A 13,277-nucleotide genomic window follows, 5' to 3' on the forward strand; every position below is an offset into this window, starting at 1 on the left:
TATGCTGGCACAACTGACCATCAGTAATTTTGCGATTGTTCGTGAACTTGAAATCGATTTTCAGCGTGGCATGACCGCAATCACCGGCGAAACCGGCGCGGGTAAATCTATTGCTATCGATGCGCTCGGCCTCTGCCTGGGCGGTCGCGCTGAAGCCGATATGGTGCGTCAGGGCGCAAATCGCGCCGACCTCTGTGCCCGCTTCTCCCTGAAAGATACCCCTTCTGCCCTCGCCTGGCTGGTGGAGAACCAGCTGGACGAAGGCAGCGAATGCCTGCTGCGCCGCGTAATCAGCAGCGACGGCCGCTCTCGCGGCTTTATCAACGGCACCTCCGTTCCGCTTTCCCAGCTGCGCGATCTGGGCCAGCTGCTGATTCAGATCCACGGTCAACACGCCCATCAGCTGCTGCTGAAGCCAGAACATCAGAAAACGCTGCTGGATGGCTACGCAGGCGAGAACGGCCTGATGCAGGAAGTGGCGCAGAGCTATCGCCAGTGGAACCAGAGCTGTCGCGTGCTGGCGCAGCATCAGCAGCTGTCGCAGGAGCGTGAAGCCCGTCGCGAGCTGTTGCAGTATCAGCTCAAAGAGCTGAACGAGTTTGCGCCGGTTGCAGGCGAATATGAAGCCATCGACGAAGAGTACAAGCGTCTGGCGAACAGCGGTCAGCTGCTGTCCACCAGCCAGCAGGCGTTAATGCTGCTGGCCGACGGTGAACATACTACGTTGCAGAACCAGCTTTATACCGCGCAGCAGCTGTTGAGCGAACTGGTGGCGATGGATGATAAACTCAACGGCGTTTGCGTCATGCTGGACGAGGCGGCCATTCAGATCAGCGAGGCCAGTGACGAACTGCGTCATTACTGCGAACGTTTAGATCTCGACCCTAACCGTCTTTACGAGCTGGAGCAGCGTCTGTCGCGCTATATCTCGCTGTCGCGCAAGCATCGCATCTCTGCGGACGAGCTGGCTGGCTATCATCAGCAGCTGCTGGAAGAGCAGGCCCAGCTCGATCAGCAGGAAAGCAATCAGGAAGAGCTGGCGCTGGCCGTGGCAAAGCATCACAAAACCGCCGTGGAATGCGCCGAGCGTCTGCATGAGCGCCGTTTGCACTATGCGCAGGAGCTGAGCCAGCTGATTGGCGAAAGTATGCACGCGCTGTCAATGCCGCACGGCCGCCTGGCTATTGAAGTCCAGTTCAACCCGGACCATCTGACCGCAGAAGGCGCAGATCGTATCGAGTTCCGCGTGACCACGAACCCAGGGCAGCCGCTGCAGCCGCTGTCTAAAGTCGCCTCCGGCGGCGAGCTGTCGCGTATCGCGCTGGCGATTCAGGTGATTACCGCGCGTAAGATGGATACTCCAGCCTTGATTTTCGATGAGGTGGATGTGGGTATCAGCGGCCCAACCGCTGCGGTCGTCGGTAAAATGCTGCGCCAGCTGGGCGAATCCACCCAGGTCATGTGCGTAACCCACCTTCCACAGGTGGCGGGCTGTGGTAATCACCATTTCTTTGTCAGCAAGGAAACGGACGGCGAGATGACCGAAACGCATATGCAGCCGCTGGACAAGCGCGCGCGTCTGCAGGAGCTGGCGCGTCTGCTGGGCGGCAGCGAGGTAACGCGCAACACCTTAGCTAACGCAAAAGAGCTTTTGGCGGCCTGAAACGGCACTTTTTTGGCATCCGGCGGTCATAACCTTGCTTCGTAGAGGTTTCCAACTGCGGAAAGGTTTATTATCATCGGCTTCTGACGCTGTGATCGAAGCGATAAACCGATACAGAATATAAAATAGCCTGATGCCCAAGGTGTTGGCCCGAAAAGGAATAAAGATACTTATGCGCTGTAAAACGCTGACTGCTGCGGCGGTGGTTCTGCTGATGACGACCGCCGGATGTTCCACTCTGGAGCGAGTGGTTTACCGGCCGGACATCAACCAGGGCAACTACCTGGTTGCGAATGACGTCTCTAAAATCCATACCGGCATGACCCAACAGCAGGTGGCTTACACCCTGGGCACGCCGATGATGCACGATCCTTTCGGCAGCAACGTCTGGTATTACGTTTTCCGTCAGGAGCCGGGCCATCAACCTGTGACCCAGCAGACGCTGACGCTGACCTTTGACAGCAACGGCGTATTGACCAATATCGATAACAAGCCTCAGCTGTCGTCCAATAAGCGCTAAGGCAGAGGCTGACCAACCTGTCGGCCCGACTGCGGTCGTGTAGATTGGGAAGGCGACGGGAAGAAAAACAGATAAGGCGCTGAAGAGCGCCTTATTTTTTTGCGGCTCGCTCTGCGCGCTGGCGGCGCAGCTCTTTGGGATCGGCCAGCAGCGGACGATAGATTTCAATCCTGTCGCCGCTGTGCACTTCATCGCTCAGCTTAACCGGACGGCTGAAAATGCCCACTTTGTTGCTGGCAAGATCGATATCGTTGCGCAGCTCCAGCAGTCCGGAAGCTTTAATCGCCTGTTCGACAGTGGCGCCCTCTTCCACGTTAACCGTATAAAGATACTGTTTTTCAGGAAGCGCATAGACCACTTCTACCGCGATATCAGGCACTGTAAACCTCTTTTGCGCGCTTGGTGAAAGCCTGCACCATGCTGCTGGCCAGCTCTTTAAAGATGCGGCCAAACGCCATCTCGACCAGCATGTTGGTGAATTCAAACTCCAGATTCAGTTCAACTTTACAGGCATCTTCGCTCAGTTCGGTAAACTGCCAGCCGCCGGTCAATTTGCGAAAAGGCCCGTCAACCAGCTGCATCTGGATGCTCTTGTTGTTGTTCAGCGTGTTGCGCGTGACGAAGGTTTTGCTGATCCCGGCTTTGGAAACATCTACCGACGCCGTCATCTGCTGCTCACTGGAATCCAGCACGCGACTGCCGGTACACCCTGGTAGAAACTCCGGATAGGCATCCACATCGTTTACCAACCGGAACATTTGCTCAGCACTGTAGGGCACCAGCGCAGAACGACTAATCTGGGACATAACGTTTCCTGTTAATCTTAAACTTTACAATAATAACATCGACGGCCTGTAAACAAAAATTCTCAGCCGCCAGCGTTCTGCTAAAATAGCGCTTTTCCCCGCGCTTGTTGTTACAGGGGATGCCATCATTCACCGCTTCATGTACACTAAGTTGCACTATGACAAAGAAAAAAGCACATAAACCCGGTTCTGCCACCATTGCCATGAACAAGCGGGCGCGCCACGAATACTTTATTGAGGAAGAGTTCGAAGCGGGTCTGTCGCTCCAGGGATGGGAGGTCAAATCTCTCCGTGCAGGTAAGGCCAACATCAGCGAAAGCTACATTATGCTGCGCGATGGTGAAGCGTTCCTGTTCGGCGCAACTTTTCAGGCGCTGACCGGCGCATCCTCTCACGTGGTTTGCGATCCTACGCGCACCCGTAAGCTTCTGTTGAAGGAGCGAGAGCTGGATACGCTGTTTGGCAAAGCTAATCGCGACGGTTACACCATCGTGCCGCTGTCGCTGTACTGGAAAAACGCCTGGGCCAAGCTGAAAATCGGCGTGGCGAGAGGTAAGAAAGAGCACGACAAGCGTGACGACATCAAAGAGCGTGAGTGGAAGACAGACAAAGCACGTATAATGAAGCACGCAAATCGCTAAGGTACTGGCATTGCGTGAGGTTTTTCTGTTATACTGCTAAACAGTACTTGGGGCTGATTCTGGATTCGACGGGATTTGCGAAGCCCTAGGAGCATGCCGAGGGGCGGTTTGCCTCGTTAAAAGCCGCAAAAAAATAGTCGCAAACGACGAAAACTACGCCCTAGCAGCTTAATAACCTGCTAAGAGCCCTCTCTCCCTAGCCTCCGCTCTTAGGACGGGGATCAAGAGAGGTCAAACCCAAAAGAGATCGCGTGGATGCCCTGCCTGGGGTTGAAGCGTTAAATCCAATCAGGCTAGTTTGTTAGTAGCGTGTCCGTTCGCAGCTAACCGGCGAATGTAAAGACTGGACTAAGCATGTAGTGCCGACGGTGTAGTAATTTCGGACGCGGGTTCAACTCCCGCCAGCTCCACCAAATTCTTGGTCGATGGCTACCAGAACCATTCGATGAAGTCCTGAAAGCCCGCAAAGCGAAAGTTTTGCGGGCTTTTTTGTGTCCTGGATTTGTCGCGGAGCGATACAAGCGAGATGGCCGCAATTGCTGGCCGGAGAGGACAACACCACGGCCGCCACCATCGACACGCTGGAATCGTCACGGGAACGCGCAAGCGTGGTGGGCTACTCGCTGATTATCCTGCCGGACCAGGAGAAGTGGAGCGGCGACGGCGCGGGCATCAAGGCGATTACCGGCGGCGACGCCGTGGCGATTGACCCGAAGTACCGTGACGCCTACTCAACGCACATCCCGCGGTGATACTGGCAGTGAACAACAACCCGATGCGCTTCAGCGACCGCAGCGGCGGCGTGTCCCGTCGCCGGGTAATCCTGCCGTTCCCGGACGTGATACCGGCAAACGAGCGCGACCCGCAGCTGCTGGAAAAGATTGCCGGTGAGCTGGCGGTTATCGTGCGCCACCTGATGCAGCGCTTCACCCGCCCGGACGACGCCCGCGAGCTGCTTCAGGCGCAGCAATCTTCAGAAGAAGCGCTGGAAATCAAGCGCAGCGCCGACCCGCTGGTCGACTTCTGCGGCTACCTGACGCCGCTGAGTACTCCGACCGGATTGTTTATCGGCAACGCCAATATCCGGCCCATGAATCCGCGCCGCTACCTCTATCACGCCTACCTGTCGTTTATGGAGGGCAGAGGGCATCAGCACCCCATGAGCCTGACGGCGTTCGGGCTGGCGGTGCTATTGCTGGTTTAATGTGTGGGCCTGACGCACCCGTATGCGTGCTATTAGGCGGATTTGTGGGCGGTGCTTTAGCGGCATGGGAAATGGGCAACTGGTGGAAATAGAGATGGAAGAAATTACGACACTATCGTTATCGGAAGTGAATCAGGCAACAGATACCACCCAGGCCCGGTCTGAAGTGCTGCTTGAAGACAACTCAACAGGAATTATTATTCCCGGCCAAGTGCTTGAGGCTGCGATAAAAGTCGATGCGCGTCGCTATCTTTTATTCGTGACGGATGACGTCATCTTTGAAGAAATGCTGACGATCCTACTGTTGGATCTTTCTCAAGGCGTAGTAGAAGAACTGACTATTGGAGGCGCTTATACTTCAGGTCGCTTTAAAGATTTAAAGGTTTCGCCCCGCTCCGCAAGCTTCCGCTTTATCGGTGATACCACATGGACAGTAAAAGTATCGCCTTCACCCACGTTAAAACTGCCCTTTTCCGATCCTCGCGGTGTAAGTCGTCCGACGAGATTGCGGAAATACATTGATATCTCCGCTAATCCTGCTCCGGCCAGGGCTGACGGTAGCCGTTAGTGCAGTCTCTGGGCGCTTTTCTTTATCACCAGAACAGGCGACAAAGCTGCGAGACGAAACGCTCTTGGCATACGCTCAGCTATACTCATCAAAATTGAATTTATAAAATAATATAAATAACATTGCCGAAAAAATTCAGATTCCGCCAGCCCATCCGACAAAGATCTGAGAGCACGTATGGTATAAGCCCTGCGGGCTTTTTTGTATCCTTCAGCGGCGGTGTGCCCAGACCTTTCCGCATTAACCGCTATACATCAGCAATTACCTCTGTAATCGCCCCACTTAAACCCGCTCAGCCATTCTCTCTACCGTAGTCCACGCCCTAAGCGCTTCCGGCAGCCTCAGTAGCGGGCGACCAATAGTGAAAACGACAGCGCTTCCAGTTTAACAATACCCCGGAGATAGCCTGAGCCAGCTTGCCGGCGTGATCAAAATCAGTAATTTGCTGCTGATGAACCAAACGATAGCTATCGGTAACGGCTAGCCAGCTAATCTGCACGTCGTTCAGTTTCAGCTAGGCCGCCTCGCCTTCCGCTGACTCTGCGGCAAACGCAAAGTCCATCACTGCTGATAATTCATTCATCAATCCGGCCACGTCGCCTGTATCCGGCTGGCAGATATCGTTAACCGCCAGGTAAACCCGGCTACGCCAGAACAAGGGGAAAATGCACTATATCGCCATGTACGCAGCAGGCAGCAATGCTGGTGATGCGCCAGGCTAAGCTGGCCTCCTCTCGCCTGCGCCTGTCGCCAGTCCGCCTCACTCCGTGCGCCAGGCGCTTGCTGGCGGGCTGCACTCAGCAAGACGTCTGGCTATAATGCGCTCATTATTGCTTAACGCGCGCGACCGGTCAGACGCAACACCAGACCAATAAAAAGTAGCGCAATGCCCGAGACATAAATCGGGAACCAGCGCGCCCACCAGTTAGTAGAGAACAGCAGCGCGCTGTTGACATGACTGACGGCATAGCTGCTGTAGAGGTTCACGGCCAAAGCTATTGCAAAGCTAACAAGGCCGATAAAAACCAGTAGATTCGAGACCTTATGCATTGTGTTTCTCCTGTTCAGGGCCGGATATAAATTGTCGCCGGAAATCACTATTTCGGTATAAATTTCATTGATGTAATTATTTTCTGCGCCTGTATCCAACTGCTCTCCGGTGAGGAAAGTGCTTCCCGGAAAATTCTCCAGTCGACTATTCGCACCAGCAGAAGCAGCAGGGCAAGACAGTGTGCATTGCCCGCTGGCCAGGCCGATTTTATCTCTAGCGGCGAATGGTGTTCACCTTCGGATGAAGAATGGCGAAGAATTTCCGCCTAATTAATCATTTAAGTCACTGATAATAAATCACAAAAATTAAAAAGTGAACAGGGTGAATACTTTTCCCTTATATTTTTTATTACAATCTTCAAAAAATTAGTTTAACAATTACTCTTTCAGACTAAGACATCACGTCACTAACTTTGATAGCTTTAACCTGCTATAGCGAAAGACAACCCGTGTAATGGTCTATGCCTGGATACTAACTATCGACCGGTTGAAAAACCGTAGACGAAACGGCATTGATATACCACTCAAAGTTGAATTCAAAAAAACCATTTAAAAACATAAAGAGCAGAAGATCCAAAATAAAGAGCACAAGAACCAAAAAATTATAAAATTGCCAAATGGCGCTTTGATAAATCAGACCTTAGCGGTGCATCCTCAGCACAAGAGCTGTAAAAGATTACAGGCAGTAATAATTGAAGATTTACATCACTGCCAGTCACCGCGTATTATCCCCTGTGAACACTACACCGGACAATGACACAAGGAATGTATCATGATGGCGGCTCTACAGTTTCCCTGTACTATAATTCAAAACTCAAAACCGGATGGATGACTATGGCGCTGAGGATATGCGCTGTGGCGATCTGACTGAAGCACAACTGAAATCCCATTACCGGCTGGACTATATCTCTGACCGTGTTGATCCTTACATGCTGACCCGGCGTTCCTCAATGGATCGGCCTCAATCCATGTTCTGTTGCAATCGGCGCGGAGCCGGAGAGAAAATTAGCCGGCGGCAGTGCGCCATGATGCTGTTTGATGAGTTCCGCTCGTTATCCCGTAATTTTTCCATTTATGGGCCGTACAGCCACCTGATCGAAAAGATGATCATCCATATGCAAAACGGTAACGGTACGCCTTTCCATGATATGTCACTGGACACGGCTTTAAAGGAGCATATTCTTAACGACAGAACAAAAAATAGTACGTACTTATTATTGCAAGAAGCCTTAAGCATAAATATTAATTGGGAAAATAAACGTTACCCACGAGAAGGATCAGGCAAACTGAGGGATGCCGTACTTAGCGGAAAGCTTCCTAAATTCGACAGATTCCAGGATAATTATAATGGTATGGGCATCACTGTTCACGATACCTGGGCAACATGTATTACGATAAAGTCATTAAAAATTGATAATGACTGTTACCGGGCAGTGGTGCATTATCAGATCCAGGATCACTTTGGTCTGGACAGCGATGATATTCTGCAAACAAGATTCAACCAGTTTCATTTCTTCCGTATCTGGTTCGTGCTGCAGCGATACAGTCAGTTTGGTTTCAAACCATACATAACCGATATCGGAGTAACTGTAGAGATTACAGGTGAACGCAATGAAATCAAAAAATAAAAAATTGCTTTGTGCATCATTACTGGTTGGCTGTACTCTGCTGGGTTACTTATTTTGGTTGTCATTACGTCCCGTGGAGATCATAGCCATTCACCAAAGGCATAACTATAGCGATATCCTGGTAAATAATTTTCCATTAACTGAACGAGGGAAAATTAATTGGTGGCTGACAAACAAGAAAAATATAAAGGATATTTACAACACCCCCAAACCTGCCCAGGATGGTTTTTTTACCGTCATTTTTTGGGATTTTGGTGATGAATATAAAGAAACTGATGGTTATGACAGACTCTGCTTTGATGATATGAAAGCAGTAAAAAACTGCATTGATAAAAACTCGCTAATGATGGTGGTATATAGTAAAAATACAGGCTTGTATTTTCGAATGGATAGCGGAAAATATTACGTAAAGGAAAATGGTGAGATAGATAAAAGAAAATACGAATAAATTCAGTCACCTGCCGTTAAGGCAGCAATAAAATTTCCGTTCTTTCTAAATTGCACTTGCCATGCGGGATAGCAAAAGACCAAAGGGCTATTTCGACGGAAAGAAAAGCGGCAACACCTGGCTACCTGCTGCATCTGTGATACTACATCCTGGTCTGCCCAGATATATAGCGGCCTGTTTAACAGATATCGGGCCTTTTGCAGCACGGGCAGGAATTTACGCTTTACCCGCTCTTATCCAGGCCAGCGTACGTGGTTAACGCTTTTCTGTAAAATTACGGTGGTGATTGCACGGCATTTACATCACTGCCAGTCACCGCGTATTATCCTCTGTTAACTCTACACCGGACAATGACACAAGGAATGTATCATGATGGCGGCTCTACAGTTTCCCTGTACTATATTCAAAACTCAAAATAGGATGGATGACTATAGCGCTGAGGATATGCGCTGTGGCGATCTGACTGAAGCACAACTGAAATCCCATTACCGGCTGGACTATATCTCTGACCGTATTGATCCTTACATGCTGACCCGGCGTTCCTCAATGGATCGGCCTCAATCCATGTTCTGTTGCAATCGGCGCGGAGCCGGAGAGAAAATTAGTCGGCAGCAGTGCGCCATGATGCTGTTTGATGAGTTCCGCTCGTTATCCCGTAATTTTTCCATTTATGGGCCGTACAGCCACCTGATCGAAAAGATGATTACCCATATGCAAAACGGCAACGGTACGCCTTTCCATGATATGTCACTGGACACAGCTTTAAAGGAGCATATTCTTAATGACAAATCAAAAAATAGCACTCGCCTAAGACTGCATGAAGTTATTAAAAAAAATATTGATTGGCATAAAAAACATTACCCAGCAAAAGAAAAGGATAAATTAAAAGAAATAATCCTCGGCGGGAAACTCCCTAAATTTGACCGTTTCCAGGATGATTTTAATGGCATGGGTATCACTGTTCATGATACTTGGGCAACGCGTATCACCATAAAATAACTGCATATTTATAACGATCACTTTCGCGTAGTGGTGCATTACAAAGTTCAGGATCACTTTGGCCTCGACAGTGACGATATACTGAAGAAAAAATTCAGCCAGTTCCATTTTTTCCGTATCTGGTTCGTGCTCCAGCGATACAATCAGTTTGGCTTCAAGCCCTTTATGACCAACATGGAAGCCATCATAGAAATTAAGGGAGCTCACAAATGAGAGTGAAAAATAGGAAAACTATAGCTTCGCTCTTTCTGGCTGGCTTGGTGCTGCTTGTCTACTGGTTTTGGTTGTCTCTGCGTCCAGTAGAGATTGTCGCTATTCATCACAGAAGTAGTGGTTTCAGTGATGTGCTGGTCACTAGTTTTCCACCGACTGATAAAGGGAAAATTAAATGGTGGTTAAAAAACCAGAATATGTTAAAAGATAAATATGCCATTCCAAAACCTGATTCAAATGGCTATTTTTATGTCACCTTCTGGTTGTTTGGGAAAGGGTATAAGGAAGAAGTAAAATATGACAGACTCTGTTTTAATGATATAAAAACAAAAATAAACTGCATCGAAAAGGACGCTATCTTTTCTGTAGATAAAAGTATAAATATGGGTTTAATGTTCACTGTGTATGATGGCGATAATTATCGCTTAGACCTTAATGGCGACATTATAAAAGTTACATCTGATTAGGTCTGCCTCTCTCGCGTAGAGGCAGCAATAAAATCATCCGCCCTGCCCGGCTTGCACCAGCAAAGCGGAAGTAGCAAATACTCAGGAGTCTATCCAGACGGAGAAAAGCGGCAATGCCTTGCCGCCGCCTCACTGATATTGCGCCTTTCACGACATGAATGCCCTGCTTTGATATGCGCCGGGTATGATTGCATTCTCTACCATGACGACAGCCTTGAGTGACCTGTTAAATCCAGCGACAGTAAAATCCGGCGGTTTCGCTCATTCGCCCCGCCATTAAAAAGCGCGCGAAAAGGGCTTTGTGCTTATCCATCAGCCAGCTTCGCTAAGGCCCGAATTACACAGGCCTGCTTTCAGCAGCGCGTTCTGGCAGGATCCACTCGCCGGTTACCTACTCCAGCTGGCTGGCAATCAGGCGCAGCTGTTCGGCAAGCTGCTTTAAATTTTGCTGCTTTTGATCGGCCGCACCGGTAGAGCTGCGCACCACCAGCTTCGCCGGCAGGATTGATGACGAGCGTTGCCGATCGAGATCGCTGGCCAACAGAATACGCGCTACCGCTTCTTTTCCCTGTAGGTCAAGATCCAACGAAACCGTGGTCAGAGCCGGATGGAAAAACGCGCTTTCATAAGTGTCATCGTAGCCAATAACGGAAATCTGTCCGGGTACCGCCACGCCGCGCTGATGAAGCGCGCTTAACACGCCGAGCGCCATCTGATCGTTGCCTACCAGCAGCGCGCTGAAGTCAGGCGCTTCACGCAGCAGCTGCAGGATGCCGTTATAGCCGCTCTGCGCGTCCCAGTTACCGTGGCGGATGCTGACCGGCTCCAGGCCATAGCTGGCCAGCGTCTCCAGCCAGCTTTTCAGACGCAGCCTGGCGGAAACCGACTGTTCAGGCCCGGCCAGCAACGCAAAATCACGGTGCCCCTGCTCATAAAGATATTTGACGCTGGCGCGGGTGCCGTCCGCCGGGTTAAACGAAACGTTAAACACCGACGTGTAGGGATCGACATCCAGAAACAGGCACAGGATATCTTCGTTCTCCAGCACGATCCGCTCGGCATCTTCGCTCTCCAGCGGCACGTTGATAATGACCTTATCCACCCGCTGCGACTTCAGCTCATTGATACAATCCTGCAAACTTTGATTGACGTTCTCATCAATCATGGCGATCAGCACCTGATAGTCAGCGGCATTGGCGTAGCGTTTTACCGCCGCGGCCACCTGTGAAGGCGCGTGCAGCGCCAGCGAGGTGGTCACCAGTCCCAGCGTCGTGCTTTGCTTACCGACCAGCTGCTGCGCCAGTCTGTTAGGCACGTAGCGCAGAGTTTCAATGGCGGCCTCCACCTTGCGCCGCGTTGCTTCCGAGACGTTTGCCGACTTATTCAAAACCCGCGAAACCGTCTGATACGACACGCCAGCATGGCGGGCAACGTCCTCTAAGGTGGCATTTTTTGATTTCATAACTCGCATCCCTGTTAACCAGTGGCGGAATAGTATCATAACGTAACTTCAGGTCAGGTTACCGTTATCACACTGCAATAAAACAACAAAAAAGTTATACCTTCACATACAGGATTAAGTGATCTGTTTCACCAATCGTTACAAAATGCGCCCTTTTATTTGCAGTATGTCACATATTATTGCGATTTGAATTGTCACCCTCTGGGGGAAAGGCGTTTACTGCCGCCGTATGTGAACGTATTACAATTAAACTGAGGGTAACATGAATACAAGGCTTCGCACTGCTGCTGTGGCGCTCGCTGCAGTCCTGACCTCCCCTACACTTTATGCGGCGATCGACAACATTGATTTCCATGGCTACCTGCGCGGTGGCGTAGGCGTGTCTCAGGATGGCGGCATGGAAGAGTGGCAGAAAAACAAGATTGGCCGTCTGGGCAACGAAGCGGATACCTATGGCGAGGTTGAGCTGGGCAGCGAAGTCTATAAACAGGATGACGTCAGCTTCTACGTCGACACCATGGTCAGCATGTTTTCCGACGGCTCCAACGACAACGAAACCACTTTCGGCGACGATGCGCAGTTTGGCCTGCGTCAGCTTAATCTGCAGATCAAGGGGCTGATGCCTGGCGACAAAAATGCGGTGATCTGGGGCGGTAAACGCTATTACCAGCGCCACGATTTACATATCATCGATACCAAATACTGGAATATTTCCGGTTCCGGCGCCGGTATTGAAAACTATACGCTCGGCCCCGGCGCCATCTCCTTCGCCTGGATCCGTGGCGATGCCAATGACGTGGACTACCGCGTGGATGACGACAACGACGTAAATATTAACTACCTCGATCTTCGTTATGCCGGCTGGAAACCCTGGAGCGGCGCGTGGACCGAGTTTGGTATTGATTACGCCATTCCTAACACCACCAAAAAACAGGAAGAGTATGGCGGCCTGTACGACGCTGAAAACGGCGTGATGGTAACAGGCGAAATCAGTCAGGATCTCTGGGGCGGCTATCAGAAACTGGTGCTGCAATATGCGGATAAAGGGCTGGCGCAAAACATGATCTCCCAGGGCGGCGGCTGGTATGACATGTGGAACGACACCAGCAATGCCAAAGGCTACCGCGTGATCAACACCGGCCTGCTGCCGATCACCGATAAGTTTTCGCTGAATCAGGTCTTCACCTGGGGATCGGCCGATGACGTTACCGCCCTGACCAATAAAAGTACGCTGCTGTCGCTGGTGGGCCGTGGTCAGTACCAGTTTACGCAGTATGTGCGCGGCATCGGTGAAGTGGGCAGTTTCTGGCAGAAAGATGAGAATAAAGTCGGTGGCGACTACAAACAGGCCGGACAGAAATACACCCTGGCTTTAGCGCTGGCCGCCGGTTCGGAGTTTATGTCGCGCCCTGAACTGCGCGTGTTTGCCTCTTACCTGAATGACTCTGAAAACGGCCACAGCTTCCAGGACAACACCAGTAACGATACCTGGAACTTCGGCGTGCAGGTCGAAGCCTGGTGGTAAACGCGCACTATCCTCATTGTCATTATTATTAGCCTCTTATACAGAGGCTTATTTTGGATAACCGTCGCCGGTTATCCTTTTTT

General features: G+C 50.8%; 12 protein-coding genes, 1 other RNA gene and 2 pseudogenes. 11 read left to right on the forward strand and 4 right to left on the reverse strand.

All coding sequences use genetic code 11. The features are described from left to right. Window position 1 precedes the first annotated feature (1 nt). Together recN and bamE are read left to right on the forward strand one after the other, a co-directional pair. The gene (gene recN, locus ACVWZ0_RS16975) at window positions 2-1,663 is read left to right on the forward strand and encodes a DNA repair protein RecN (RefSeq protein ID WP_253459153.1); all 1,662 of its coding nucleotides are present in this window, start codon (window positions 2-4) and stop codon (window positions 1,661-1,663) included. Between the two features lie 172 nt (window positions 1,664-1,835). After that, window positions 1,836-2,183 (forward strand): outer membrane protein assembly factor BamE, encoded by a 348-nt coding sequence (gene bamE, locus ACVWZ0_RS16980; RefSeq protein ID WP_253459150.1) that lies wholly within the window; start codon window positions 1,836-1,838, stop codon window positions 2,181-2,183. Window positions 2,184-2,274: 91 nt separating this feature from the next. On the opposite strand, the gene ACVWZ0_RS16985 is transcribed toward bamE, so the two are convergent. Next, the gene (locus ACVWZ0_RS16985; RefSeq protein ID WP_125289459.1) at window positions 2,275-2,562 is read right to left on the reverse strand and encodes an RnfH family protein; all 288 of its coding nucleotides are present in this window, start codon (window positions 2,560-2,562) and stop codon (window positions 2,275-2,277) included. Next, window positions 2,555-2,989, reverse strand: coding sequence for a type II toxin-antitoxin system RatA family toxin (locus ACVWZ0_RS16990; protein WP_125289458.1), 435 nt, complete (start codon window positions 2,987-2,989; stop codon window positions 2,555-2,557). Before ACVWZ0_RS16990 ends, ACVWZ0_RS16985 begins: the two co-directional genes overlap by 8 nt. Window positions 2,990-3,147: 158 nt before the next feature. On the opposite strand from ACVWZ0_RS16990, the gene smpB reads away from it, so the two are divergent. From smpB to ACVWZ0_RS17010, 4 genes and pseudogenes are all read left to right on the forward strand, one after another. Next, window positions 3,148-3,630 (forward strand): SsrA-binding protein SmpB, encoded by a 483-nt coding sequence (smpB, locus tag ACVWZ0_RS16995; protein WP_125289457.1) that lies wholly within the window; start codon window positions 3,148-3,150, stop codon window positions 3,628-3,630. Window positions 3,631-3,679: 49 nt separating this feature from the next. Continuing rightward, window positions 3,680-4,043: a transfer-messenger RNA gene (ssrA, locus tag ACVWZ0_RS17000) on the forward strand. A 117-nt stretch (window positions 4,044-4,160) separates the two neighbouring features. After that, window positions 4,161-4,819: pseudogene (locus ACVWZ0_RS17005) on the forward strand (primase-like DNA-binding domain-containing protein); the annotation flags it as partial. A 109-nt stretch (window positions 4,820-4,928) separates the two neighbouring features. Beyond that, window positions 4,929-5,402 (forward strand): hypothetical protein, encoded by a 474-nt coding sequence (locus ACVWZ0_RS17010; protein WP_253459148.1) that lies wholly within the window; start codon window positions 4,929-4,931, stop codon window positions 5,400-5,402. Between the two features lie 834 nt (window positions 5,403-6,236). On the opposite strand, the gene ACVWZ0_RS17015 is transcribed toward ACVWZ0_RS17010, so the two are convergent. After that, entirely contained in the window at window positions 6,237-6,452 is a 216-nt protein-coding gene (locus tag ACVWZ0_RS17015; RefSeq protein ID WP_253459145.1) for a hypothetical protein, read from the reverse strand. Window positions 6,453-7,276: 824 nt separating this feature from the next. Between ACVWZ0_RS17015 and ACVWZ0_RS17020 the strand changes: the two genes are divergently transcribed. From ACVWZ0_RS17020 to ACVWZ0_RS17035, 4 genes and pseudogenes are all read left to right on the forward strand, one after another. Further along, window positions 7,277-8,080, forward strand: coding sequence for a YPO3983 family protein (locus ACVWZ0_RS17020; RefSeq protein ID WP_367399475.1), 804 nt, complete (start codon window positions 7,277-7,279; stop codon window positions 8,078-8,080). Beyond that, window positions 8,064-8,528 carry a DUF943 family protein gene (locus tag ACVWZ0_RS17025; RefSeq protein ID WP_253459142.1) on the forward strand — a complete coding sequence of 155 codons (465 nt, stop codon included), beginning with the start codon at window positions 8,064-8,066 and terminating at the stop codon, window positions 8,526-8,528. Before ACVWZ0_RS17020 ends, ACVWZ0_RS17025 begins: the two co-directional genes overlap by 17 nt. 372 nt (window positions 8,529-8,900) lie before the next feature. After that, a pseudogene (locus ACVWZ0_RS17030) lies at window positions 8,901-9,753 on the forward strand (YPO3983 family protein). Then, on the forward strand, window positions 9,737-10,207 hold the full coding sequence (locus ACVWZ0_RS17035; protein ID WP_253459139.1) for a DUF943 family protein: 471 nt from the start codon (window positions 9,737-9,739) through the stop codon (window positions 10,205-10,207). The pseudogene ACVWZ0_RS17030 and the gene ACVWZ0_RS17035 overlap by 17 nt, the downstream one beginning before the upstream one ends. A 391-nt stretch (window positions 10,208-10,598) precedes the next feature. On the opposite strand, the gene ACVWZ0_RS17040 is transcribed toward ACVWZ0_RS17035, so the two are convergent. Beyond that, complete coding sequence (locus ACVWZ0_RS17040; protein ID WP_253459135.1) at window positions 10,599-11,669, reverse strand: LacI family DNA-binding transcriptional regulator; 1,071 nt, start codon at window positions 11,667-11,669, stop codon at window positions 10,599-10,601. Window positions 11,670-11,931: 262 nt separating this feature from the next. On the opposite strand from ACVWZ0_RS17040, the gene ACVWZ0_RS17045 reads away from it, so the two are divergent. Then, window positions 11,932-13,194, forward strand: coding sequence for a maltoporin (locus ACVWZ0_RS17045; protein ID WP_253459132.1), 1,263 nt, complete (start codon window positions 11,932-11,934; stop codon window positions 13,192-13,194). The last annotated feature ends 83 nt before the right edge of the window (window positions 13,195-13,277 follow it).

It is taken from the genome of Erwinia sp. TECH1 (assembly GCF_054057575.1).

Bases quoted from the DNA above. Each gene is read 5' to 3' on its own strand.
- ACVWZ0_RS17035 (WP_253459139.1), top strand. From the start codon at position 9,737: ATGAGAGTGAAAAATAGGAAAACTATAGCTTCGCTCTTTCTGGCTGGC.
- recN (WP_253459153.1), top strand. From the start codon at position 2: ATGCTGGCACAACTGACCATCAGTAATTTTGCGATTGTTCGTGAACTT.
- smpB (WP_125289457.1), top strand. From the start codon at position 3,148: ATGACAAAGAAAAAAGCACATAAACCCGGTTCTGCCACCATTGCCATG.
- ACVWZ0_RS17020 (WP_367399475.1), top strand. From the start codon at position 7,277: ATGGATGACTATGGCGCTGAGGATATGCGCTGTGGCGATCTGACTGAA.
- ACVWZ0_RS17015 (WP_253459145.1), bottom strand. From the start codon at position 6,452: ATGCATAAGGTCTCGAATCTACTGGTTTTTATCGGCCTTGTTAGCTTT.
- bamE (WP_253459150.1), top strand. From the start codon at position 1,836: ATGCGCTGTAAAACGCTGACTGCTGCGGCGGTGGTTCTGCTGATGACG.
- ACVWZ0_RS16990 (WP_125289458.1), bottom strand. From the start codon at position 2,989: ATGTCCCAGATTAGTCGTTCTGCGCTGGTGCCCTACAGTGCTGAGCAA.
- ACVWZ0_RS17025 (WP_253459142.1), top strand. From the start codon at position 8,064: ATGAAATCAAAAAATAAAAAATTGCTTTGTGCATCATTACTGGTTGGC.
- ACVWZ0_RS17040 (WP_253459135.1), bottom strand. From the start codon at position 11,669: ATGAAATCAAAAAATGCCACCTTAGAGGACGTTGCCCGCCATGCTGGC.
- ACVWZ0_RS17010 (WP_253459148.1), top strand. From the start codon at position 4,929: ATGGAAGAAATTACGACACTATCGTTATCGGAAGTGAATCAGGCAACA.
- ACVWZ0_RS17045 (WP_253459132.1), top strand. From the start codon at position 11,932: ATGAATACAAGGCTTCGCACTGCTGCTGTGGCGCTCGCTGCAGTCCTG.